The 22883-nt window shown below is 72.9% G+C and carries 22 protein-coding genes and 1 pseudogene; 18 read left to right on the forward strand and 5 right to left on the reverse strand.

Annotated features, from left to right (window positions below):
- The first annotated feature begins 119 nt into the window (after positions 1-119).
- From OG906_RS18440 to OG906_RS18485, 10 genes are all read left to right on the forward strand, one after another.
- On the forward strand, positions 120-251 hold the full coding sequence (locus tag OG906_RS18440) for a hypothetical protein (protein WP_329444187.1): 132 nt from the start codon (positions 120-122) through the stop codon (positions 249-251).
- A gap of 297 nt (positions 252-548) precedes the next feature.
- Complete coding sequence (locus tag OG906_RS18445; protein ID WP_329444189.1) at positions 549-1100, forward strand: DUF2617 family protein; 552 nt, start codon at positions 549-551, stop codon at positions 1098-1100.
- A gap of 155 nt (positions 1101-1255) precedes the next feature.
- Entirely contained in the window at positions 1256-2893 is a 1638-nt protein-coding gene (locus OG906_RS18450) for a polyamine aminopropyltransferase (protein ID WP_329444191.1), read from the forward strand.
- 154 nt (positions 2894-3047) lie between these two features.
- Positions 3048-3977, forward strand: coding sequence for an SRPBCC family protein (locus OG906_RS18455; RefSeq protein ID WP_329444194.1), 930 nt, complete (start codon positions 3048-3050; stop codon positions 3975-3977).
- A 78-nt stretch (positions 3978-4055) separates the two neighbouring features.
- Complete coding sequence (locus OG906_RS18460; RefSeq protein WP_329444196.1) at positions 4056-4844, forward strand: aldose epimerase family protein; 789 nt, start codon at positions 4056-4058, stop codon at positions 4842-4844.
- Between the two features lie 21 nt (positions 4845-4865).
- Positions 4866-5405, forward strand: coding sequence for an orotate phosphoribosyltransferase (gene pyrE, locus OG906_RS18465; protein ID WP_267797289.1), 540 nt, complete (start codon positions 4866-4868; stop codon positions 5403-5405).
- Between the two features lie 292 nt (positions 5406-5697).
- The gene (gene fbaA / locus OG906_RS18470; RefSeq protein WP_329444198.1) at positions 5698-6720 is read left to right on the forward strand and encodes a class II fructose-bisphosphate aldolase; all 1023 of its coding nucleotides are present in this window, start codon (positions 5698-5700) and stop codon (positions 6718-6720) included.
- A 195-nt stretch (positions 6721-6915) separates the two neighbouring features.
- On the forward strand, positions 6916-7650 hold the full coding sequence (locus tag OG906_RS18475; protein WP_267797287.1) for a ScbR family autoregulator-binding transcription factor: 735 nt from the start codon (positions 6916-6918) through the stop codon (positions 7648-7650).
- Positions 7651-7773: 123 nt separating this feature from the next.
- Complete coding sequence (locus OG906_RS18480) at positions 7774-8463, forward strand: AfsR/SARP family transcriptional regulator (protein WP_329444201.1); 690 nt, start codon at positions 7774-7776, stop codon at positions 8461-8463.
- Positions 8464-8549: 86 nt separating this feature from the next.
- Entirely contained in the window at positions 8550-10472 is a 1923-nt protein-coding gene (locus tag OG906_RS18485; protein ID WP_329444203.1) for a helix-turn-helix domain-containing protein, read from the forward strand.
- A 242-nt stretch (positions 10473-10714) separates the two neighbouring features.
- On the opposite strand, the gene OG906_RS18490 is transcribed toward OG906_RS18485, so the two are convergent.
- Complete coding sequence (locus OG906_RS18490) at positions 10715-11878, reverse strand: IS701 family transposase (RefSeq protein ID WP_329444205.1); 1164 nt, start codon at positions 11876-11878, stop codon at positions 10715-10717.
- Positions 11879-12023: 145 nt separating this feature from the next.
- Here OG906_RS18490 and OG906_RS18495 point away from each other — a divergent pair, with 145 nt between their 5' ends.
- From OG906_RS18495 to OG906_RS18520, 6 genes and pseudogenes are all read left to right on the forward strand, one after another.
- On the forward strand, positions 12024-12437 hold the full coding sequence (locus OG906_RS18495) for a DUF3151 domain-containing protein (protein WP_053676967.1): 414 nt from the start codon (positions 12024-12026) through the stop codon (positions 12435-12437).
- 128 nt (positions 12438-12565) lie between these two features.
- Positions 12566-13411, forward strand: a complete 846-nt coding sequence (locus OG906_RS18500; protein ID WP_329444208.1) for a tryptophan 2,3-dioxygenase family protein — start codon at positions 12566-12568, stop codon at positions 13409-13411.
- Complete coding sequence (gene kynU, locus OG906_RS18505; RefSeq protein WP_329444210.1) at positions 13404-14648, forward strand: kynureninase; 1245 nt, start codon at positions 13404-13406, stop codon at positions 14646-14648. Before OG906_RS18500 ends, kynU begins: the two co-directional genes overlap by 8 nt.
- 197 nt (positions 14649-14845) lie before the next feature.
- Positions 14846-15727 (forward strand): alpha/beta hydrolase, encoded by an 882-nt coding sequence (locus OG906_RS18510; RefSeq protein ID WP_329444212.1) that lies wholly within the window; start codon positions 14846-14848, stop codon positions 15725-15727.
- A gap of 92 nt (positions 15728-15819) precedes the next feature.
- Positions 15820-15981, forward strand: a pseudogene (locus OG906_RS18515) (mycothiol transferase); the annotation flags it as partial.
- Between the two features lie 116 nt (positions 15982-16097).
- Positions 16098-17219 carry a glycosyl hydrolase family 18 protein gene (locus tag OG906_RS18520; protein ID WP_329444214.1) on the forward strand — a complete coding sequence of 374 codons (1122 nt, stop codon included), beginning with the start codon at positions 16098-16100 and terminating at the stop codon, positions 17217-17219.
- A gap of 233 nt (positions 17220-17452) precedes the next feature.
- Here OG906_RS18520 and OG906_RS18525 read toward each other — a convergent pair whose 3' ends face one another.
- On the reverse strand, positions 17453-18736 hold the full coding sequence (locus OG906_RS18525) for an adenylosuccinate synthase (RefSeq protein ID WP_053676960.1): 1284 nt from the start codon (positions 18734-18736) through the stop codon (positions 17453-17455).
- A gap of 184 nt (positions 18737-18920) precedes the next feature.
- Between OG906_RS18525 and OG906_RS18530 the strand changes: the two genes are divergently transcribed.
- Entirely contained in the window at positions 18921-19724 is an 804-nt protein-coding gene (locus OG906_RS18530) for a diacylglycerol kinase (protein WP_329444216.1), read from the forward strand.
- A gap of 30 nt (positions 19725-19754) precedes the next feature.
- Here the strand turns inward: OG906_RS18530 and OG906_RS18535 are convergent, their stop codons facing one another.
- On the reverse strand, positions 19755-20447 hold the full coding sequence (locus OG906_RS18535; protein ID WP_329444218.1) for an alpha/beta hydrolase: 693 nt from the start codon (positions 20445-20447) through the stop codon (positions 19755-19757).
- 245 nt (positions 20448-20692) lie between these two features.
- Entirely contained in the window at positions 20693-21175 is a 483-nt protein-coding gene (locus OG906_RS18540; RefSeq protein WP_329444220.1) for a GbsR/MarR family transcriptional regulator, read from the reverse strand.
- 72 nt (positions 21176-21247) lie between these two features.
- Here OG906_RS18540 and OG906_RS43630 point away from each other — a divergent pair, with 72 nt between their 5' ends.
- Positions 21248-21418 carry a hypothetical protein gene (locus OG906_RS43630; protein ID WP_443067397.1) on the forward strand — a complete coding sequence of 57 codons (171 nt, stop codon included), beginning with the start codon at positions 21248-21250 and terminating at the stop codon, positions 21416-21418.
- A gap of 98 nt (positions 21419-21516) precedes the next feature.
- On the opposite strand, the gene OG906_RS18550 is transcribed toward OG906_RS43630, so the two are convergent.
- Positions 21517-22719 (reverse strand): cytochrome P450, encoded by a 1203-nt coding sequence (locus tag OG906_RS18550; RefSeq protein WP_329444221.1) that lies wholly within the window; start codon positions 22717-22719, stop codon positions 21517-21519.
- Positions 22720-22883 lie beyond the last annotated feature (164 nt).

The following is a 22883-nucleotide window of genomic DNA, read 5'->3' on the forward strand; positions in this document are numbered from 1 at the left end:
GGAGTGGGCGTGTTCACGCTCGTGGTCGTGGGGATCGTCAGGGCGGCCGTCAAGGCGGGCGGCGCGGCCCGCCGCCGAAGTGGCGGAAGCCACTGGGCCGGGGGAGGATCTTCAGGTGGGTGTTCGTCCGGATCCTCCTGTGGTTCGTCGTCCTCCTGCGGCTCGTCCTCCTCTTCTTCCTGCGGTTCGTCCTGCGGGGGTGGGGGCTGCGGGTCCAGTTGACGAACACGGCCGGAGCCGGAGTTGCGTAAAAGAGACGCCCAGCGGGGACAACTTCCCTCGGGCGTCTCCTTGTTCGGCTGCGTATTACGGCGTACGGGGGGCACGTTGTTGAACACGTGAACTGTGTAGCCCCCGGGGGGATGTAAACCCCGTCAAGTTGGGTAAAAACGCTGTGAGTGCCGTGCCTTTCATGATTCCCTCGGTTGAGTAGACCAGTCCTCGGACCTCCTGGACTTCCTGTGGACCCGTGCCGGTGTCCCCCCACCCGTTGACCACCGCTGGCGGGCCCCGGCCACCTCTCCCTCGCGCGTTTGCGGAGCCGACTCATGCTCACGACCCTCCAGACCACCTATACCGACACGCGTGCCGCCGATCTCGCCTGGGCCCTGGGTCGGGAGCGGCTGCCCGCCTTGGCCGTACTGAACCTCCGGCTCGACGGGGCGAAGGTGGAGTTGCGCCTGCTCGGGGCCTCCCACCAGGTCCTCCTGGAGGAGGGCGAAGTGCTCTGTTCGGAGACCGTCGCCTGCATGCCCGGCAGCAGCACACCGTTGCCGCTCGGCGTGGCCAAGCGGGTCGGCGACTGGGAGTACGAGTTCGCCGCCCGCGTGGAGACCCTGTCGCGCGGCTCGTTCGCCGGGCGGGCGCAGGAACTGCTCGCGCTGGTCGCGGATCACCCGAACGGACTCGCCGGAACCTTCCCGGGAAGCCCGCACGCGTTCACCGCCCTGCTCGCACAGCGCCACGAGGGCCAGGTCCGCTGGCGGACCTGGCACGCGTACCCGCAGGAAGGGCAGTTGGTGGCCACGCGTACCCGGGTGGGCATGCGAACCGGGTCACCGACCGTGACCGCCCCCGAGGCGACGGCCGCACTGCTGTAGGCCGTTGCCGTCGGGTGCGGGGTGCGGTGCGCGACTCACCGGCCCGTGGGGCGCCGGTGGTTGCGCCCGGGTTACGCCAACTGGAGGGACAGGTGCGCCACTTGCACCCATGTGGGTGACAGGGTGCGAGTGGGTGGTGACGTACGGTTCGCTTCATGATCGACCGTTCCGTCCCGCGCCGGGTGTTGCCGGCTCCGGAGTCACGGGGCGTGGCGACCCGTCCGGCCGCCCTGCCCGTACGGCCCCGGACCGGCCGGCTCCTCGTCCTGGCCACCGTGTTCGTATGCGCCGCCTGCGGGCTCGTGTACGAACTGGAGCTGCTCGCCCTCGGCTCCTACCTGATCGGCGACTCCGTCACCCAGGCGTCGATCGTGCTGTCCGTCATGGTCTTCGCCATGGGCGTCGGCTCGCTCCTCGCCAAACGGCTCAGGCGGCGGCCCGCCTTCGGATTCGGCGCCATCGAAGCCGCGCTCGCGCTGATCGGCGGGCTCTCCGCGATGGCGCTGTACGCGAGCTTCGCCTGGCTGGGGGAGTCCAGACCGGCGCTCGTCGCGTTCTCCTTCGCCATCGGGGTGCTCATCGGCGCGGAGATCCCGCTGCTCATGGTCCTGATCCAGCGCATCCGCAGACAGGACGCGGGCGGCGCCGTCGCCGACCTGTTCGCCGCCGACTACGTGGGCGCCCTGGTCGGCGGACTCGCCTTCCCGTTCCTGCTGCTGCCACTGCTCGGCCAGCTCACCGGCGCCCTGCTCACCGGCACCGTCAACACGCTTGCCGGCGGTGGACTCGTGCTGTGGCTGTTCCGCCGGGACCTCAGCCGGCGCTCCCGCTGGCTGCTGATCGGCGTGAACGTGACCGTCGTGGCCGTCCTCGCCTCCGCGACCGTCCTCGCCGACGACTTCGAGCGGGTCGCCCGGCGGGCCGTCTACGGCGGGGAGGTGCGGGTCGCCGTCCAGACGGGGGTCCAGGAACTCGTGCTCACCGGCCCGGGCACCGGATCCCCGCGCTCCCTCGACCTGTACCTCGACGGGCGGCTGCGGGTCAGCGGCTACGACGAGTACCGCTACCACGAGGCGCTCGTGCACCCGGCGATGACCGGCCCGCACAGCAGGGTCCTCGTCCTCGGCGGCGGCGACGGGCTCGCCGCCCGCGAGGTGCTGCGCTACCCGGACGTCGCCTCCGTCACCGTCGTCGAACTCGACCCGGGAGTGGTCCGGCTCGCGCGCACCGACCCGATGCTCTCGCGGCTCAACGCGGGGGCGTACGCGGACCCCCGGCTCGGCGTCGTCACACAGGACGCGTTCCGCTGGCTGCGCGGCCCCGGCACCCGGGACCGGTTCGACGTGATCGTCTCCGACCTCCCCGACCCCGGCATCACCCCCAGCACGAAGCTGTACTCGCAGGAGTTCTACGGGCTGGCGGCGCGGGCCCTGCGCCCCGGCGGCCGGATCGCCGTGCACGCGGGGCCGCTGGCCGGTCGGCCACGCACCTACTGGACCGTCGAGACCACCCTGCGCGCCGCCGGCCTGCGGACCGCCCCGTACAGCGCGGGCGGCCGCCTCACCGGCTTCGCCGCCGGACCCGACCGCACCCTCGGCGGCGCCGGCCCCCCGCAGGACTGGGGCTTCGTGCTCGCCGCCCGCGCCGCCGTCCCCGAGCTGCGGGTCGACCGCGACACGCCGGGGCTGCGCTCGCTGTCCACCCGCGCGCTCCAGGACGCGACCCGGGACGCCGAGCGCACCCGCCTGGACGGGCTGCCGCCCTCCACCCTCCCGCACCCGAGGTATTCCTAGGTCCTGTCGCCACCGTGGTGCCCGGCCTGCGGCACCGCCCCCGGGCACACGATCGCGTGCCCGGGGGCACCGGCAAGATCGGGAACGGGCCACGGCGCGGGCACTTGGCGCCGGACCGGGCGCGCGGGCGGGTCTCGTCGGTAGGCTCGACCGCATGGAGCATCAGGTGTTCGTTCCGGTAGCCGCAGACGACCTCCGGGCCGTGCTGCGTGATCCCGCCCGCACGGCCCGTTGCGTACCCGGCTTCCAACAGGACGCCGACGCCGAATCCGGGCCGCTGTCGGGCCGGCTGAAGGCGCGGATCGGCGGACACACCGTGACCTACCGGGGGTCCCTGACCGTCATCGAACGGGATCCCGACCGGTTCGCCGTCGAGGGCGAGGGCACCGAGGCCAGGGGCAGCGGCACCGTCAAGCTCGCCCTCCTGCTGCGGCTCACCCCCCAGGGGGACGGGACCCGACTGGAGTTCACCGGCGGGGCGACCGTCGACGGCCGGGCCGCCGGGTTCGCCCCCGAAGCCACCGCCATCGCCGTACAGCGGCTGTTGGACCGCGCCGCCGCACAGCTCGCCGCCACGGCCGGCGGGGCCGGCGCCGCCGTGGAACCGGTGGCCGACGCCGCTCCCGGGGCCGTTCCGGCCGCCGACGCGGACCCGGCGGACCCGGCGGATCCCGCGGCCGACGCGGAGCAGGCGGATCCCGCGGCCGACGAGGCCGGATTCGAGGCGGACACCGAGGGCGTCGAGGCCACCGATGACGCCGACGGCGCCGAGGACGGCGGGGTCACCGCGTCCGTCTTCGACACCGATGTGCCGCCGCCGTCCCTCGACCCCTTCCTGGAAGGCGAGTTCGGCGAGGTCGGCGGACCCGCACGGCCCCCGGCCGAGGCCGCCCACGCCCGCCGCACGATGATCGGCCGGAGCGCCGAGGAGGTCGACCACGCGCCGCCGCGCGGCCGCTACGCCCCCGTCCCGGCGCCCGCCGCCGGCGCGGCCGGAGCGAACCTGCGCTGGCTGGCCCCCGCCGCCGCCCTCGCCGTGGCCTCCGCCGTGGTGGTCGGCCGGGTGCTGCGCCGCCGCCGCTGACCCGCCTCCGGTGTGCCCGCGTGACGTGGGGCATGCCCCGGGACACGTGGGGCGTCCGGCACCCGTAGGGTCGGCCGTATGAGTACGCGACTGAGCGCCGGCGGCGCCGAGCTGACGATCGACCAGGAGAACGGCTGCCGGATCAGCAGTCTGCGCGTCGACGGGACCGAGCTGCTGCGACAGGGCCCCCGGTACGGGTCCTTCCCGATGGTCCCGTGGTGCGGGCGCATCGAGGACGGGCGGTTCCGCGACGGCGGCGCCGTCCACCAGATGCCGCAGAACCAACCGCCGCACGCCATCCACGGCTTCGGCCGGGACGCGGCGTGGCGGCCGGGAGGCGCCGACGCGACCCGCGCCGCCTTCACGTACGACCTCGGCGACCCGTGGCCGCACAGCGGCAAGGTCACCCAGATCTTCGAACTGGGCGAGGACGCGCTGACGCTCACCCTGGGCGTCGAGACGTACCAGGACTCCTTCCCGGCCCAGGCGGGCTGGCACCCGTGGTTCAACCGCACCCTGGCCGCCGACGGGCCGGAGGTCCGGATCGGCTTCGACGCGGCCTGGCAGGAGGAGCGCGGCGCCGACCACCTGCCCACCGGACGGCGCGTCGACCCGAAGCCCGGCCCCTGGGACGACTGCTTCGGGATGCCGGACGGCGTGGACGTCACCCTCACCTGGCCCGACGCGCTGGAGCTGCGGATCACCAGCCGGGACGAATGGGTGGTCGTCTACGACGAGCAGGCCGAGGCCGTCTGCGTCGAGCCGCAGTCCGGCCCCCCGAACGGTCTGAACACCCTGCCGCGGCTGGTCACCCCCGTGGACCCGCTGGAGATCTCCACGACGTGGGCGTGGCGGCGGCTCGGGTAGCGCGCAATTAAGCTCGACGCCATGAGTGACGTACGGGATGCGCTTCTGCAGCAGATCAAGGACAAGGCCGTCGTGCACGGCAAGGTGACCCTCTCCTCCGGGCGGGAAGCCGACTACTACATCGACCTCCGCCGGATCACCCTCGACGGCGAGGCCGCCCCGCTGGTCGGTCAGGTCATGCTCGACCTGACCGCCGACCTCGTCTTCGACTGCGTCGGCGGCCTCACGCTGGGCGCCGACCCGGTCGCGACCTCGATGCTGCACGCCTCCGCCGCGCGCGGCGGGTGCCTGGACGCCTTCGTCGTGCGCAAGGCGCAGAAGGCGCACGGCATGCAGCGCCGCATCGAGGGCACCGACGTCAAGGGCAAGCGCTGCCTGGTCGTCGAGGACACCTCGACCACCGGCGGTTCCCCGCTGACCGCCGTGGAGGCGGTCCGCGAGGCCGGCGGCGAGGTCGTCGCCGTCGCCACCATCGTGGACCGGGGCGCGGCCGACGCCATCGCCGAGGCCGGCCTGCCCTACCTCACCGGCTACCGCCTCGAGGACCTCGGCCTCTCCTAGGCCCCTGTCGCCGTCTCAACAGGCGGGCCTCGACGGTCGGGCGCGACCGGCTTCCGGCCGGCCCGACCAAGTGGGGGCGAAGGTCCCCGCAGACCCCTGGTCGGGCTCTGACCTGCTCGTTCGTTGCCGGGCGGAATGTTTCACGTGAAACGTCCCGCCCGGTTTTCGCATGTGGCGTGGACGGCGGGGTGGAGTGACGCGCGGAGTCTGGAAGGATGGGGTCGACGATGACGTCGCCCCCAGGTCAGGGCCCGCAATAAGCACACTCCCCGCACATCCAAGGAGCGGACAGATGCCCATCGCAACCCCCGAGGTCTACAACGAGATGCTCGACCGGGCGAAGGCAGGAAAATTCGCCTACCCGGCCATCAACGTGACCTCGTCCCAGACCCTGCACGCTGCCCTGCGCGGCTTCGCGGAGGCCGAGAGCGACGGCATCATCCAGATCTCCACCGGTGGTGCGGAGTTCCTGGGTGGCCAGCACAACAAGGACATGGTCACCGGCGCGGTCGCCCTGGCCGAGTTCGCGCACATCGTCGCCGCCAAGTACGACATCACGGTCGCGCTGCACACCGACCACTGCCCCAAGGACAAGCTGGACGGCTACGTCCGCCCGCTGCTCGACATCTCCGCCGAGCGCGTGGCCCGCGGCCTGAACCCGCTCTTCCAGTCGCACATGTGGGACGGCTCCGCCGAGACCCTGGCCGACAACCTGGCCATCGGCCAGGAGCTGCTCGCCAAGGCCGTCGCCGCGAAGATCATCCTCGAGGTCGAGATCACCCCGACCGGCGGCGAGGAGGACGGCGTCACCCACGAGATCAACGACGAGCTGTACACCACCGTCGACGACGCGATCCGCACCGCCGAGGCCCTGGGCCTGGGCGAGAAGGGCCGCTACCTGCTGGCCGCGTCCTTCGGCAACGTGCACGGCGTGTACAAGCCGGGCAACGTGGTCCTGCGCCCCGAGCTCCTCAAGGACCTCCAGGCCGGCGTCGGCGAGAAGTACGGCAAGTCCTCGCCGTTCGACTTCGTCTTCCACGGTGGTTCGGGCTCCACCGCCGAGGAGATCGCCACCGCGCTGGAGAACGGCGTCGTGAAGATGAACCTCGACACCGACACCCAGTACGCCTTCACCCGCCCCGTCGTGGACCACATGTTCCGCAACTACGACGCGGTGCTGAAGGTCGACGGCGAGGTCGGCACGAAGTCCAAGTACGACCCCCGCACCTGGGGCAAGGCCGCCGAGGCGGGCATGGCCGCGCGTGTCGCCGAGGCGTGCACCAACCTGCGTTCCACCGGTACCCGGCTGAAGTAGTCCGGCCCGTACCCGGTAGAGGGGTTCGCCGGTCCCGTGAGGACCGGCGGGCCCCTTTCGCGTGTGGTCGGGAGCGCCGGGGCCCGGCGGAGGTGACATACGCCGGTGGACTGCCGTCCGGCCATGGTGTGGAATCTACCCACAGGAACGTACCCGCGGTTATGTAATGGCGGTGGGGCAGGAGAGGCGGCAGCCATGAGGACGGAACGACCCCAGGTCAAGCAGGAGCGGGCGGTACGTACCCGCCTGGCCATCCTGCAGGCCGCGGCGACGGTGTTCGAGGAGCACGGCTACGAGGCGGCCAAGCTCTCCGACATCGTCAACATAGCCAAGGTCACCAAGGGCGCCCTCTACTTCCACTTCGACTCGAAGGACGACCTGGCGCAGGCCGTCGTCGACGCGCAGAACCAGGGCCAGCCGCAGGCCCTTCCCCAGAGCCACAAGGTGCAGGAGTTCATCGACATCGGGATGATCTTCTCCCACCAGCTCCGGCACGACGTGCTGATGCGGGCCAGCGCACGGCTCACCCTGGACTGGGCCGGTCGCGCACTCGACCAGGCGGCGCCGTACACGGCGTGGATCGAGCAGCACACGGACGTACTGGCGGAGGCGAAACGACGGGGCGAACTCCTGCCGGACGTGGACCCGCTGGTTCCCTCGCGGCTGGTCGTGGGCGCGTACGCCGGACTGAACCGGATGGCCTCGACGCTCGGCCTGGACCTGGACCCCCAGGTCTCGGAGCTGTACAGCCACGTCCTCCCGAGCATGGTGGTCCCGGCCCTGGCGATCCGGCTGGACACCGCCCCGGGGCGGGGTGCCCGCGCGCTGTACGGTCCGCACGGCCGGCACGAGTGTCTGGCCGGCTGCCCCACCGGCGCCCCGCCCGCGGTGGTCGGGAGCGAGGAGCGGGGAGAGCCGGTGACGGCCTGAGGCCACCCCCTGTCCTCGGCGCCCCGGCATCATCCGACACCCCTTCACACGCCCTCCCCGATCGTCCTCTTCCCAAAAAGATCCTTCCGGGTATTATTTTTCCTCGGACCCGGGGGGGAAGACGTGGACATCGAGCTGCTCGGAAAGCTGCGCGTCAGCGAGAACGGGGTGCCCGTCGCGGCGCCCACACCGGAGTCCCGTCATCTGCTGGCCGCCCTCGCCGCCTGCCCCGACCGGGTCATCCCGGTACGGGTGCTCGCCGACGAGTTGGCCCACCGCACCCCGACCGCGAACGCCCGATCGGTCCTGCTCACCGCCGTGCGCCTGCTGCGCGAGAGGTTCACCCAGGCTCAGGCCGTCGGGTCGGTGCGCGACGCCCGCACGGTGCTGTCGGCCCGGTCCGGCGGGTATGTTCTCGACACCGGCGGCGGCCGATCTGACGCCCAGGAGTTCGAGCGGGAGGCGGGCGCCGGCTATCGCGCCATGAGCCGGGGCGACTTCGAACAGGCGGCCCGCAGGCTGCGCCGCGCCCTCGACCTGTGGACCGGCCCCGCCCTCGCCGGCATCGACGCGGGCCCCTGGCTGGCCGGCCGCGTCGCCGCCCTGGACGCCGACCGGCGCGCCGTCCTCGGCCAGTGGGTCGAGGCCGAACTGTTCCTCGGGCGGGACCGGGAACTGCGCCTGGAACTCGCCGGACTGCGCGGCGGACACGAACGCTCCGGCGGCGCCTACCTGGCCGACCTGCGCCGCGCCGAGCAACGCGTCGAGGCGCTGCGCGCGGCCCGCCCCACCCCGCGGCTCAGCCTCGCCTGAACCGGGCGCCGCTTGACCCCCCGTCACCCGGAACCTAGGTTCGAGTCCCGGACAGAGAAGCGCTGGTCGGACGGGGGAGGGGCAGGATGCCTGGAGACGGGGGCGGCTCGCTGGCCGTACTGGAACTGCTCGTCGCGGAGGCCCCACAGAGCGCCTACGACGCCCTGCTGCTCGAAGCCCGCGAGGCCGGCGCCGACAGCGAGGAACTCGCCCGCCTCACCCGCGCGGTGGACCTGTCCCGCTCGGTGCGCAGGAACACCAGGCGCCGCGAGCAGCGGGAGGCCGCGCTCACCGCCCTCGTCGACACCGCGCACGACCTGACCTCGCCCTACGACATCGACGGCCTGCTGCGGCTGATCACCCGCCGCGCCCGCCGGCTCCTCGGCTTCGACATGGCCTGGCTGTCCCTGAGCCGCCCCGACGGCTCCGCCTACGTACGGACCTCCGAGGGCGAGACCACCGCCCTGAACGTCGGCCTCGAACTCGGTACCGGCCGCGGCCTGGGCAGCATCGCCCAGGACCGCCGCTCCCCCGTCTGGAGCGCCGACTACCTGAACGACGACGCCATCGCGCACGCCCCCGGCATCGACGCCGTGGTCCGGGCCGAGGGACTGCACGCGATCATCGCGGTCCCGCTCCGGCGCGGGAACTCCACCCTCGGCGCGCTCTACGGAGCCGACCGCGCCGTACGACGGTTCGGACCCGACGAGATCGGCATGCTGCTCTCCCTCGCCGACCTCGCGGCCGTCGCCATCGAGAAGGCCCGGCTGCTGGAACAGACCCGCGACGAGGTGCACGAACTGGAGGTCTTCGGCTCCCGCACCAACACCGCGCTCACCCGCGTCCGATACCTCTGGGAGTGTCACGCCCGGCTGGCCGGACTGGTCCTGGACGGCGCCGGACTGCCCACCCTGGCCCGGGCCACCGCCGACGCGCTGGACGGGGTGCTCCAGGTGCGCGACCCGGGCGGGCGGCCGCTCACCGTCACCGGCGAACTCCCCGACCTGGACGAGGCGGCGGTCACCAGGGCGGCGCTCCAAGCGCTGACCGACCGGCGCCCCGCGGGCCTGCCCGGCGACGTGTGGTTGGCGCCCGTGCTGGCGGGCGCCGAGGACCTCGGGGTGCTGCTGCTCAGCGCGTCCGCGCCGCTGGTGGAGGAGGACGTACGGCTGTTGCAGCTCGCCGCCCAGTCGGTGGCCTCGCTGATGCTCATCCAGCGCGGTACGGCCGCCGCCGAGGGCCCCGTGCACGAGGAACTCCTCGCCGACCTGCTGGAACGGCCCCACGCCGTCGGCCCGCACCTGTCGGACCGCACCCGCCGCCTCGGCCTCGACCTGGACCGGCCGCACGTGGTGGTGGTGGCCCGCCCGGAAGGCGGGGAACTGGGCAAGGCCGTCGCCTGGGCGTCCTCGTACGCGTACCGGATGGGCGGCCTCAAGGGGGTCCGCCGGGGCTGCATCGTGCTGGTCCTCCCGGGCACGGACGCCTCGGCCGCCGCGCACCGGGCCTCCGGCGAACTGTCCCCGCTGCTCGGCCACGCCGTGTCCACCGGCGCCGCCGGGCCCGCGGCCGGGCCGGGGGACGTGGCCCGGGTGTACGCGGAGGCGGTGCGCTGCCTGGACGCGCTGACCGCGCTCGATGGCGCCGGGGGCACGGCCTCGCTGCGCGAACTGGGCTTCCTCGGGCTGCTGTTGTCCGCCGACCACGACGTGGAGGCGTTCATCGCCTCGACGATCGGGCCGGTCCTGGAGTACGACACCGACCGCCTCACGGACCTGACCCGCACGCTGGACGCGTACTTCGCCTCGGGCGGCAGCCCGACGCACGCGGCGGAGGAACTCCACGTCCACCCGAACACGGTCTCGCGCCGCCTGGAACGCATCGCGGAACTCCTGGGGGAGGGCTGGCAGAAGCCGGCGCAGGCCCTGGAGATCCAGATGGCGCTGCGGCTGCGCAAGACGCGCGCGGTGCTGGACGCTCGGCGGGCGAGTGGGCGGGGGGAGGCGTAGGGCTCCGCCGGTTGGTGGGGGTTGCGTGCGGTGGCGGTGCCGGTGCCGCGGGGCGGGGGGTGGTTCGGGTGCGGCGCCGTTGCGCGGGGCGGCCCCGGCTGCGCCGGGCTTTCGGGGCTCCGCCCCGGACCCCGCGCCTCAAACGCCGGCGGGGCTGGGATCGCCGGACCGGTCGGTGGGGCTGGGATGGGCTGGATCGGCGGCGCCGCGCCTCAAACGCCGGCGGGGCTGGGATTGCCGGGTCAGCAGGGGGACGGGCAGCGGGGGCGGGGGGTGGGTCTGTTGGTGGGGGTGGGGGGTGGGGTCAGGGTGCCGGCCTGCCAGAGGGCCGCGTGGGCGATCGAGGCCAGTGTCACGTGCCGGTGCCAGCCCGCCGGCGAACGCCCGGTGAAGTCCCGCAATCCCACCCGCCCCAGGGAGGTGCCCGCGGCCCGGGAGACCCGCCCCGTCTCCTTCGTCATCCGCAGCAGCGCCGCCGGCGCGGCCCGCGTCAGGTCCGTCATCCACGCCTGCACCGGCTGCCGCCGCGCGTCCGTCCACTCTCCGAACAGCAGCATCTCCCGCCCGGCGAACCACACCCGTACCCCCGCGACCAGGGAACTCCGCCGCGCCCCCGGCCGGTCCGGGTCCGCCCACTCCAGCGGGGCGCGCAGCCCCCGCACGCTCTGCAGGACGTCCCGCGCGCCCATCGGCACCGCCCCGGAGCCCGCCCGCCGCGCGTCCGCCGGGATCATCAGCGCCCCCGCGCCGACCCGTGCCACCAGCGGCACGCGGGCCTGCGCGAACCGGACCACCGTGGCGCGGGTCGCGATGTCGGGCACGTCGAGCACCACGGGCCGTACGCCTGCGCCCGCACTCCGCGCGATCTCCGTCACCCCCGTGAGCGCGCAGCTCTCGTACGACTCGTCGGCGTCGTGTTCCCGGTGCATCCGCCAGCCCACCGGGGTGGCCACGCCCCCCGAGGTGAACCACGTCCCGAAGGACTGCTGACCCTGGAACATCTGCCCCTGGTACGGGTCGAAACGGTTCCCCACGCCCGCCGAGTGCGCGCCGCCCCGGGGGATCGCCATCGGCTGCACCACCCACGCGTTCAGCGGTGCGGTCCGGGTCAGGTACCGGGTCAGCGCGGCGCGGATCGGCTCCCACTCCCAGGTGGAGCCGGCGATGAAGTGGTGCAGGGCCTGTTCCTCGGCGGGCCCGCCGCCCCCGGTCTGGTGCGCCATGTTGCGGATCGACTTGCGGCCCGCGACCGTGATCAGCCCCCGTACGTACTGACGCCCCCGCTCCCGCTGGTCCCGCCGCCGCAGCGACGGGAACACCGCACCGCACAGCTCCTCGACGGCCTCGTCCAGCCGATCGCGCCGCGCGCCGCCGGAGCCCGCGCCGTTGCCGGTGCCGATGTCCACGACATTCCCCCTTCGTCGGTACCCCCCTACCGTCCGCCCGGGACCCCCTTCGCGGGGAGGTGTGCCGGGCACACCCCTTCGCCCCGGCATGGTGGGCACCCCACCACCAGCCCCGCGGCCGGGGCCGATGCCCCAGACTGGGCGCATGTCGATTCACCAGAACCTGCTCGGGGGCCCCGCCCCCACCCACCTGCCCGACGAGCCCGCGCCCCGCGAGGCCCTCGCCGCCGGCACGCCCGCCGCCGAGGTGGCCGCCGCCCACCCGACGTCCTCGCTGGCCTGGGCCACCCTGGCCGACGACGCCTTCGCCGCCGGCAACACCATCGAGTCGTACGCGTACGCCCGGACGGGCTACCACCGCGGCCTCGACGCGCTGCGCCGCGCCGGCTGGAAGGGCCACGGCCCGGTGCCGTGGGAGCACGAGCCGAACCGCGGCTTCCTGCGCGCCCTGAACGCCCTGGCCCGCGCGGCCGGCGCGATCGACGAGAAGGCCGAGTGGGAGCGCTGCTCGACCTTCCTGCGCGACTCCTCGCCGACGGCGGCGGACACGCTCGCGTAACAGCCGGGCGGACTGCCCTAGAGGGGTTCCGGATCTCCTGCTTATGATGCGAGCAGGGGACCGGGGCTCCACTCACCCAAACGGAAGGAGCGGACCGCTACCCGGAAGCACGTGTCGAGGAGACAGAAATGTCGCAAGCCCTTGATGCCTCCGGAGCCGGTTCGGACACCCCGAACCTCGACTTCGCCGGCACCACCCCCTACGAGGACTACGTCCAGGCGGACGTCCTCACCCACCTCCAGCACCTCCGCTCGGACGACCCCGGCGAGATGGTCTTCCTGGTGACGACCCAGGTCATGGAGCTGTGGTTCACGGTCATCGTCCACGAGTGGGAGACCGCCGCGAAGGCGCTCCGCGAGGACCGGATCACCGTCGCGATGGACGCGCTGAAACGATCCCTCCGCGAGCTGGAGGCCCTGAACTCCTCCTGGCGCCCGCTGGCGCAGCTCACTCCCGGACAGTTCAACGCCTACCGTGCGGCCCTCGGCGAGGGCTCCGGTTTCCAGTCCGCGATGTACCGCCGCATGGAGTTCCTGCTCGGCGACAAGGCCGCGTCGATGCTGGTCCCGCACCGGGGCGCGCCGCGCGTGCACGGCGAACTGGAGAAGGCCCTCCACGAGCCCGGCCTGTACGACGAGGTGTTGCGCCTCCTCGCCCGCCGCGGCTTCGCCATCCCCGACTCGGTCCTCACCCGCGACCTGTCCAAGCGCTACGAGCCGTCCCCCGAGGTCGAGGCCGTCTGGACGGCCCTGTACGCCGACCCGGACGCCCACCACGACCTGCACCGGCTCGGCGAGGTCCTGACCGACGTCGCGGAACTCGTCTGGCGCTGGCGCAACGACCACCTGGTGGCGACCCGCCGCGCGATGGGCGCGAAGACCGGCACGGGCGGCTCCGCCGGCGTGGCCTGGCTGGAGAAGCGCGCCCAGAAGAACGTGTTCCCCGAGCTGTGGACGGCGCGCAGCCATGTCTGAGTCGATACCCGTGACCGCCGAGCCGCCCGGTGACCTGCCCGTAGACCTGCCCGTCGATCTGCGGGAGCGGGCCGCCGCGCTCGACGCCGCCGACGAGCTCGCCAAGCTCCGCGAGCGCTTCACGCTCCCCGACGGGGTCGTGTACCTCGACGGGAACAGCCTCGGCGCCCTCCCGGCCACCGTGGCGGACACCACCGCCGACGTGGTCCGCCGCCAGTGGGGCGAGCTGCTCATCCGCTCCTGGGACGAGTCCGGCTGGTGGACCGCCCCCGAGCGGATCGGCGACAAGATCGCCCCGCTCGTCGGCGCCGCCCACGGCCAGGTCACCGTCGGCGACTCCACCAGCGTGAACCTCTTCAAGGCCCTCGTCGGAGCCGCCCGCCTGGCGGCCCCCGGCCGCACGGAGCTGCTGGTCGACGCCGCGACCTTCCCCACCGACGGCTACATCGCCGCCTCGGCCGCCCGGATGACCGGCCTCACGGTCGTCCCGGTCGAGCCGGGGGAGGCCGCCGCCGCGATGGGTCCGGCCACCGCCGTCGTCCTGCTCAACCACGTCGACTACCGCACCGGCCGGCTCCACGACCTGCCCGCCCTCACCGCGGCGGCCCACGCCGCCGGGGCGGTCACCGTCTGGGACCTGTGCCACTCCGCAGGCGCGCTGCCGGTGGACCTCGACGCGCACGCCGTCGACCTCGCGGTCGGCTGCACGTACAAGTACCTCAACGGCGGCCCCGGCGCCCCGGCGTACCTGTACATCGCCGAGCGCCACCAGGAGTCCTTCGACTCCCCGCTGCCCGGCTGGAACGGCCACGCGGACCCCTTCGCGATGACCCCGGACTACACCCCGGCGCCGGGCGCGACCCGCGCCCGGGTCGGGACCCCGGACATCCTGTCCATGCTGGCCCTGGAAGCGGCCCTCGACGCCTGGGACGGGGTGTCGGTCGAAGCCGTCCGCGCCAAGTCCCTCGCCCTGACGGACTTCTTCCTCGACTGCGTGGCCGCGTACGTCCCCGAGGGCACGGTCGAATCCGTCACCCCGATCGAGCACGCCCGGCGCGGCAGCCAGGTCTCCCTGCGCACCGGGAACGCCCGCGAGGTCATGACCGAACTGATCTCCCGCGGCGTCGTCGGGGACTTCCGTGCCCCCGATGTCCTGCGCTTCGGCTTCACCCCGCTCTATGTCGGTTTCGCCGACGTCGAGCGTGCGGCCCGGGCACTGGGTCACATTTTCGGGTGACGCGTCGGGAGAGGCGGCGGCGAAACGTCACCTCTCAGGGGGCGTCACAGGCGCGGGCGGAGCCGAGGCTCCGCCCGCGCCCTTTCTGTTCTCGCCCCGCCACGGAACGGCGCGTTCCAGCCTGATACGGTCCCGCTCTGCCGTAACACCGGAACATCTGTCCCCGCTGTCACACGCGTTACCGAGAGGTCGAGCCGATGACGGACCCCGCAGTCGAACGGGACGCCGCCGAGGCCGACTCGGCCTTCTCCCACCCCCCGGTCGCACCCGACGCCACCGCCGCGTACGGCGACCACCCCGACCAGGTCGTCGACTTCTACGCCCCCCGCGCGGACGCGGCCGCCGGCTCCGCACCCCTCGTCGTCCTCCTGCACGGCGGTGCCTGGCGCGCCCCGTACGACCGTCAACACATCACCCCCCTCGCCGACTTCCTCGCCCGCCAGGGCTTCGCCGTCGCCAACGTCGAGTACCGGCGCGGGAGTTCACTGCCGCACCAGGGCTCCGAAGGACCCGTCGCGGGTCGGTGGCCCGAGACCTTCGACGACGTCGCGGCGGCCATGGACGCGCTGCCCGCTCTGGCGGGCGCGGCGCTCCCGCAGGCGGACGTCCGCAGGGTCGTCGTGACGGGCCACTCCGCCGGCGGCCACCTCGCCCTGTGGGCCGCCGCCCGCCACGTCCTGCCGGCCGGGAGCCCGTGGCGGCTGCCTGCCGCGCCGCACCTGCGCGGCGTGGTGGCGCTGGCCCCCATCGCGGACTTCACGGTCGCGGAGGAACTCGGCGTCTGCGGCGGAGCCTCCGCCCAACTGTTGGGTGGTACAAGCGAGTTCTGGGAAGCGCGCCGCCCGCACGCCGACCCGGCTGCCCTGCTCCCGACCGGGATCGCCACCGCGGTGGTCCAGGGCCGCGACGACATCGTGGTGCCGGAGGCGGTGGCGGAGGCGTACGTGGCCGCCGCCGCCCAGGCGGGGGAACTCGTCGGCCTGACCCTGCTCGACGGCGTGGGGCACTTCCCGCTCATCGACCCGGCGGCCGACGCCTGCGCCGTCGTCTCCGAGGAGATCGCCCAACTGGCCTGGTAGCGGCGCGGCGAACGGCGAACCATGGCGGGGGCGCCGTCTCTCCGTTCACCTCGGCACGAGAACTCGGTGGCGGACCCGGACCGCCACCGACCACCATCGCCGCCCTGGCCGGGCATCCGGACCTCGGCGCGCGGGTGGGCAGGGACCGGATCGCGGTGCGCGAGCTGATGGTGCACCGGATCGAGGAGTACGCCCGGCACTGCGGGCACGCCGACCTGCTGCGCGAGTGCGTCGACGGATGCGTGGGCCAGTGACGCGGGCCGGCCGGAGCGGCCGGCCGCCGCCACTCCTCTGCCCGACGTGCCGCCACCACTCCTCTGCCCGACGTGCCGTCGCCCGGTCCGGGCCCGCCGCGCGCCAGGGTCGGGGCATGAAGATCGCCCTCCCCGCAGCCCTCCCCTGCGCGCTGACCGCCGCCCTCGCGGCCGTCACCCTCGCCCTGACGGCCGCGGCGCCCGCACCCCTGCCCCACCTCGAATCCGAACGCACCGTCTCCGCGTGGCTCCCCTGGTGGAACATCGAGGTCGGCTACCGGGACGCCCTGGCCCACGCCGACCGGCTCCACACGGTCAGCCCGTTCTGGTACGCGACGTCCGCCACCACCTCCACCCCGTCCGGGGCCGTGGTCAAGGGCGAGACCGGAGCCGGCGACCGCCGCATCATCGACGGCCTGCACGCCAAGGGGCTCAAGGTGGTCCCGACGGTCACCGAGAGCCTGCGCGCCCCGGCCATGGCGGACCTGATGAACGACCCCGCCCGCCGGACCGCGCACGTGGACGACCTCGTGGCCGTCGCCACCGGCCGCTCCTACGACGGCCTCGACCTGGACTACGAGGTGATGACCGAGACGTCCGACCCCGCCCTGCGCGAACGGGTCCGTGCCGGCTACAACGCGCTGACCACCGAACTCTGCGCCCGCCTGCACGCCCTGGCCAAGAGCTGCGTCGTCACCGTCATGCCCCGCACCCGGGACACGGGCCTGGCCTTCGACTACCCGCACCTCGGCGCCGTCGCCGACCGGCTGCGCATCATGGGCTACAACCTGCACAACGCCCTCGGAGCGCCCGGCCCGCTGTCCTCGACGGCCTGGTACGAGGAGTTCCTGACCCACGCCACGGCGCAGGTGCCCCGCGACAGACTGGAAGTGGCGCTGCCCGCCTACGGATGGGACTGGACGGTGGGTTCCACGGCCCGCGCCCGGCACGTCACGTCCCTGGAGGCCGAGGCCCTGCGGCGCGACGTCGGCGCCGACTACGCACTCGACCCGGTCTCCGGCACCCCGCACTTCACGTACACGGACGACGAGGGCGAGGAGCACCAGGTCTGGTACCAGGACGCGAAGGGCGCGGCCCGCCACCTGGCCGTACTGGCCCGCCACGGGGTCCGGGGCACCGGCCTGTGGGCCCTCGGCTTCGAGGACCCGCGCCTGTGGGACGCCCTGCCCGCCGACCCGCCCGCATCACCCGCGTCACCGGTGCGGACAGCCGGTTGAGTGCGGTGCCGCCCGGTCTTGAACGATCCGCGCGCGAGCGACGTGACATCTGGGGGACGGGCCGCGGGCGACGGCGGCCGGGTCCGATCACCACGGGCGCGACGAAAGGCGGGACGCATGGCGGGACGGACGCCGGGACGCAGGACCGGGTGGACCGCTGATCGCCGGTACGCCGAAGGGCGGGACGCGTGACGCGTCCCGCCCTCCGATCGGACCGGCCGATGCGCGTGTTCCTACAGGAACGAGTTGATCTGGATCGTCTCGGTGCGGCCGGGGCCGACGCCGATCGCCGAGATCGGGGCGCCCGACATCTCCTCCAGCGCCTTCACGTACGCCTGGGCGTTCTTCGGGAGGTCGGAGAACGTCTGGGCCTTGGTGATGTCCTCGGACCAGCCGGGGAGGTTTTCGTAGATCGGCTTCGCGTGGTGGAAGTCCGTCTGCGAGTACGGCAGCTCTTCGACGCGCTTGCCGTCGATCTCGTACGCGACGCAGACCGGGATCTGCTCCCAGCCGGTCAGCACGTCCAGCTTGGTGAGGAAGAAGTCCGTCAGGCCGTTCACGCGGGTCGCGTAGCGGGCGATCGGGGCGTCGAACCAACCGCAGCGGCGGTCACGGCCGGTGGTCACACCACGCTCGCCACCGATGCGGCGCAGGGCCTCGCCGTCCTCGTCGAACAGCTCCGTCGGGAACGGGCCGGCGCCGACACGGGTCGTGTACGCCTTGAGGATGCCGATGACACGGCTGATCTTCGTCGGGCCGACACCCGCACCGGTGCAGGCGCCACCGGCCGTCGGGTTCGAGGAGGTGACGAAGGGGTACGTGCCGTGGTCGACGTCGAGCAGCGTGCCCTGGCCGCCCTCGAAGAGGACGACCTTCTCCTCGTCGAGCGCCTTGTTGATGATGAGGGTGGTGTCGGCGACGTACGGCTTGATCTGCTCCGCGTACTGGAGCATCTCCTCGACGATCTGCGCCGGGTCGATCGCGCGGCGGTTGTACAGCTTCGCGAGGAGCTGGTTCTTGCCCTCCAGCGCCGCTTCGACCTTCTGCGTCAGGATGGACTCGTCGTACAGGTCCTGGACGCGGATGCCGATCCGGTTGATCTTGTCGGCGTAGGTCGGTCCGATGCCGCGGCCGGTCGTACCGATCTTCCGCTTCCCCAGGAAACGCTCGCCGACCTTGTCGAGGGTGACGTTGTACGGCGTGATCAGGTGGGCGTTGCCGCTCAGGAGCAGCTTGGAGGTGTCGATGCCGCGCTCGTTGAGCCCACGCAGCTCGGAGAGGAGTACGGCGGGGTCGACCACGACACCGTTGCCGATGACCGGGGTGCATCCGGGGGAGAGGATGCCGGAAGGGAGAAGGTGCAGTGCATACTTCTGGTCGCCGACGACGACCGTGTGGCCGGCGTTGTTGCCACCCTGATAGCGCACCACATAGTCAACGGATCCACCGAGCAGGTCGGTGGCCTTTCCCTTGCCCTCGTCACCCCACTGAGCTCCGAGCAGCACAAGAGCGGGCACAGGCGTACACCTCTTCCGGATGGGGCATGTCCAAGGTCAGGGGGCGTACGACGATGTACACCGCAGGCTGAGCCGTCGGACCGGTACCCCGGAATAGACGAAGGCCCTGGCGCAATAGCGCAAGGGCCTCTTGCACAAAGATGCTACCCGAGGAAGGACCGAGGTGTCGGCTCCAGAGCCCACCATGAGCCATGCGGGCGCGCCGGTAGGCGGCCTGCTGGTGCTCGTCGACCCGGTCGCCCGCCGTCTCGACGGCGAGTCTGTGCGGATCGCGAAAGATGTGTTGTGTGCCGCGGCGCACGCGAAAGTTTCTCTCCCCGACTCTCCGGAGGAGTTCGCGCGGGCGCTGGCCCGCCGGGGCCATCGGCGCCCCGTGATCGTCGGCGACGACCGTGCACTGGTACGCGCAGTGACCCTGCTGCACCGTTCGCGTGACCTCGTCGGCGAACCCCTGTCACTGATTCCGGTCGGACCCGTCGGCTCCCTCGGACTCGCCCGCTCCCTGGGCGTCCCGCTGTCGGCGGTGATGGCCGCCCGCGCGGCCCTCGACGGCATCGTGCGCAAACGGGACCTGCTCGTGGACGACAGCGACGGCGTGGTGCTCGGAGGTCTGCGGATCACGCCGCCGCCGCGGGCCTCGGCGCCGGCCGTACGGAAGTACCGGTCGCTGCTGCGCCTCCTGCTGCCCCCCTCACAGGCCCCGACGGGGCAGGTGCACCGGCTGCGCGTGGAGGTGGACGGCGTGGTGCTGGCCGACGTGGACCACCCCGTGGAGGAGGTCTCGGTGACCACGCGGGAGCCGGGCGGGCCCGCGGAGGTCGTGGTGCGGCTGGCCGGCTGCCCGACCCGGACCCAACGGGCCACGGCGGTCACGGTCTCCGGAGCGGACTTCCGCTACCGGGCCGACCACGCGGGCGTCACCGGCCCCGTACGCCGACGGACGTGGACGCTCCGCCCGGGAGCATGGGCGCTGACCCTCCCCAGGTGAGGGCCGGCCCTCCCCCGCGGCGGGGGAGGGTCAGCCGACCTCCTGGGCCGCCGTCTCGATCAGGTCCGTCACGGGGCCCGGCTGCGAGGCCAACGAGGCGTGGCTCGCGTCCAGCTCGATGGTCTTGCGGGGGTTGAGTCGGGCGGCCATCCGGCGCTCGTTGTCCGGGTGGATCATGCGGTCGGCGGTGGACACCTGGTACCAGGACGGCTTCACCCGCCAGGCGGGCGAGGAGACGACGTCCCCGAAGGTCGACGCGATCGGTGCCTTCTGCGTGACCGCCATGACCAGGGCCTCTTCCGCCGAGAGGTCCTGCGCGAAGCTCTCGCGGAACTTGTCCCGCTTGACCCACAGGTAGCCGTCCGAGTCCGGGGTGATGTTCGCGAACGCCTCGGGCGGGTTCTCCTGGCTGAGGGATCCGGGGCTCTCCCCGGAGTCCGGGGCGAACGCGGCGACGTAGACCAGCGCGGCCACGTTCGGCAGGTCCCCGGCCTCGGTGATCACCGCGCCGCCGTACGAGTGGCCCACCAGCACCACCGGCCCGGAGATCTGCCGGATCATCCTGCGGGTGCGCTCGGCGTCGTCGGCGAGCGAGGTCAGGGGATTCTCCACGGCGTACACGGAGTCGAAGCCGCGGCGGTCGAGTTCGATGATGACCTTGGCCCAGTGGGCGGCGCCGCCCCAGAAGCCGTGGACCAGGACGATGGCGGGCTTGTCAGCCATGGGTTCCTCTCGGTTCTCGGCGACCCCCGGGGCTCGCTGTGCATCCCGGGCCCCCGGGGCTCGGTGTGCGTCCCGGGCCCGGGGGCTCGTTGTCCATCCGCGGGATCCGCTGCCGACCCACGATCCGCCGGCGGGTGCGGGTGGCGCCCACGCTAGGCAGCCCCCGGGCACCCCGCCACCGCAGCGGCTGCCCTCCGTCACACCGTGTCACCGTCTCCGGCCGCGCGGACGGTGGCCTCGGGGCGCTACGGGAGGTCGAGCGTCGCGCGGTGGTCGCGCCAGCGGTCCATCAGGCCGTGCAGCTCGTGCTGGAGGAACTCGAAGAACGCCGCCGTCTCGGCGACCCGGGCCCCCGCCGGGGAGTCCGTGCCCAGGCTCGCCGCACCCTCCCGGAGGGTCTTCTCGAACAGGGTCAACGCCTGGTCCCGACGGGTGAAGGTCTCGTACCAGAGCTCGTTGTGCAGGACGTACCGGTCGCGCCGCGAGCCCGGCTCGCGCTCCCGGCTCACCATGTTCACCTGCGTCAGGTACGAGACCGCGCCGGACACCGCCGCCGGGCTGATCCGGAGGGCTTCACCCAGTTCCGCCGAGGTCATCGCCCCGCCGTCGCTCGCCAGCAACTGCGCGAAGACGCGGGAGGCCATGCGCTGCATGCCCGCCTCGGTCAGCTGCGCGGCGAACCGCTCCACGAAGCGGGATACCGCTTCCTCGTTCCGTCGCACGCTCATGTCCGCCACCCTCCCGACTTTACGCGATTCGCTATCTTCACAATTTTGTGAAAGGAGCGTACGTTCGGAAGCATGACGAAGGCAATCGGCGTCGCCGGGCTCCACAAGGCGTTCGGCCGCACCCCCGCACTGGACGGACTGGACCTCGGCGTCACCACCGGCGAGGTACACGGCTACTCCCGAGCCCGGAACCGATCGCCTGGGCGCCGCTCCTCACCCTCACCGCCCTGGCAGCGGCCCTGACGGCCGCCGGTCTACTCGCCCTGCGCCGCCGGGACATGACGACGTAGGGGACATGGCGACGTAGGGGGCGGGGCGACGGAGGGGGGCGGGTCTGGGCGTCAGAACTCCACCACCAACTCCCGCAGTCCCCTGATGACATACCCCTCCCGCCACTGCGGCTCGCGGACGAGCCGCAGTGGCGGCATCGTCTCCGCCAGCAGCGCCCCGAACGAGGCCGCCAGCTCCAGCCGCGCCAGCGGTGCCCCCAGGCAGTAGTGGATCCCCGCCCCGAAGGTCAGGTGCGGATTGTCGGTCCGCCCGAGGTCCAGGGTGTCGGGGTCCTCGAAGCGCGCGGGGTCCCGGTTCGCGGACCCGAAGAGCAGCGCCACCTCGGCTCCGCGCGGGATGACGGTGTCCCCGACCCGGATCTCGTCGAGCACCCAGCGTTCGAACATTTGTAGGGGTGTATCGAATCGCATCAGTTCATCCACAGCTGTGGACAACTTTTCGGGATGCGCGCGCAGGTCCGCGAGCCGGTCGGGATGACGGAACAGCGCCCACCACCCGTTGACGGTCGTGTTGACGGTGGCCTCGTGTCCCGCGTTCAACAGAAGTACGCAGGTGGAGACCATCTCCTGCTCGCTGAGTCGGCCGCCCTCATCGTGAGCGGCGATCAGCCCGGAGATCAAATCCTGGCCGGGTCGCTTGCGTCGCTCACCGATCAGCGCCCGCAGGTAACCCCCGAACTCCACACTCGCCGTGACGGCCCGTCGGGCCGTCGCCTCGTCAGGCCGCAACTCGAACATTCCGCAGATGTCCGACGACCAGGGCCGCAACAGCTTCCTGTCCGCCTCCGGCACTCCCAACAGCTCCGCGATCACCGCCACCGGCAGCGGTTCGGCGACCGCCGTCAGCAAGTCCCCGCCGCCGTCGGCCAGCAGCCCGCCCGCCAACTCGCCGGCGAGTCGTTCCACCGCCGGCGCGAGCCGCTCCACGGTGCGCGGGGTGAACGCCTTCGCCACCAGCCGCCGTACCCGCGCGTGCGCGGGATCCTCCAGGTCCAACAGCCCGTTGCCGTTCAGGACGTGGAACGGCTCGTGCTCCGGCGGCGGCGCCTGCCGCCCGAACTCCTCGTGCGAGAAGCGGTGCAGATACGTCCGACCCAACCGCCTGTCCCGCAGCAGCGCGCTCACATCGGCGTAATGCGGCACCAGCCACTGCCCGGTCGCCTCCGACCACACCGCGCGCCCCTGCTCCCGCAGCTCCCGATAGGCGGGGTACGGATCGGCGACGAAGGCGGCATCCCACGGATCAAAGCCCATCCCCGCACCCTAGTGCTGTGACCCCCCGAAACCCGACCCTCCCGGAGATCCACCGCGACACTTCCAGAGGCCGCCGCACACCCCATCGCGCCCGACCGACCCCAGGGCGACGACCGGCTCCAAGCAGACGACGGGACCAAGCCGACGACCTGACCGACCCCAAG

The organism is Streptomyces sp. NBC_01426 (assembly GCF_036231985.1).
GTDB lineage: Bacteria > Actinomycetota > Actinomycetes > Streptomycetales > Streptomycetaceae > Streptomyces.

What these genes read in the sequence shown, in the direction of transcription:
- OG906_RS18450 (WP_329444191.1), top strand. Translation starts at nt 1,256, where the DNA reads ATGATCGACCGTTCCGTCCCGCGCCGGGTGTTGCCGGCTCCGGAGTCA.
- OG906_RS43630 (WP_443067397.1), top strand. Translation starts at nt 21,248, where the DNA reads ATGACGAAGGCAATCGGCGTCGCCGGGCTCCACAAGGCGTTCGGCCGC.
- kynU (WP_329444210.1), top strand. Translation starts at nt 13,404, where the DNA reads ATGTCTGAGTCGATACCCGTGACCGCCGAGCCGCCCGGTGACCTGCCC.
- pyrE (WP_267797289.1), top strand. Translation starts at nt 4,866, where the DNA reads ATGAGTGACGTACGGGATGCGCTTCTGCAGCAGATCAAGGACAAGGCC.
- OG906_RS18455 (WP_329444194.1), top strand. Translation starts at nt 3,048, where the DNA reads ATGGAGCATCAGGTGTTCGTTCCGGTAGCCGCAGACGACCTCCGGGCC.
- OG906_RS18475 (WP_267797287.1), top strand. Translation starts at nt 6,916, where the DNA reads ATGAGGACGGAACGACCCCAGGTCAAGCAGGAGCGGGCGGTACGTACC.
- OG906_RS18520 (WP_329444214.1), top strand. Translation starts at nt 16,098, where the DNA reads ATGAAGATCGCCCTCCCCGCAGCCCTCCCCTGCGCGCTGACCGCCGCC.
- fbaA (WP_329444198.1), top strand. Translation starts at nt 5,698, where the DNA reads ATGCCCATCGCAACCCCCGAGGTCTACAACGAGATGCTCGACCGGGCG.
- OG906_RS18445 (WP_329444189.1), top strand. Translation starts at nt 549, where the DNA reads ATGCTCACGACCCTCCAGACCACCTATACCGACACGCGTGCCGCCGAT.
- OG906_RS18550 (WP_329444221.1), bottom strand. Translation starts at nt 22,719, where the DNA reads ATGGGCTTTGATCCGTGGGATGCCGCCTTCGTCGCCGATCCGTACCCC.
- OG906_RS18495 (WP_053676967.1), top strand. Translation starts at nt 12,024, where the DNA reads ATGTCGATTCACCAGAACCTGCTCGGGGGCCCCGCCCCCACCCACCTG.
- OG906_RS18530 (WP_329444216.1), top strand. Translation starts at nt 18,921, where the DNA reads ATGAGCCATGCGGGCGCGCCGGTAGGCGGCCTGCTGGTGCTCGTCGAC.
- OG906_RS18485 (WP_329444203.1), top strand. Translation starts at nt 8,550, where the DNA reads ATGCCTGGAGACGGGGGCGGCTCGCTGGCCGTACTGGAACTGCTCGTC.
- OG906_RS18535 (WP_329444218.1), bottom strand. Translation starts at nt 20,447, where the DNA reads ATGGCTGACAAGCCCGCCATCGTCCTGGTCCACGGCTTCTGGGGCGGC.
- OG906_RS18500 (WP_329444208.1), top strand. Translation starts at nt 12,566, where the DNA reads ATGTCGCAAGCCCTTGATGCCTCCGGAGCCGGTTCGGACACCCCGAAC.
- OG906_RS18510 (WP_329444212.1), top strand. Translation starts at nt 14,846, where the DNA reads ATGACGGACCCCGCAGTCGAACGGGACGCCGCCGAGGCCGACTCGGCC.
- OG906_RS18540 (WP_329444220.1), bottom strand. Translation starts at nt 21,175, where the DNA reads ATGAGCGTGCGACGGAACGAGGAAGCGGTATCCCGCTTCGTGGAGCGG.
- OG906_RS18460 (WP_329444196.1), top strand. Translation starts at nt 4,056, where the DNA reads ATGAGTACGCGACTGAGCGCCGGCGGCGCCGAGCTGACGATCGACCAG.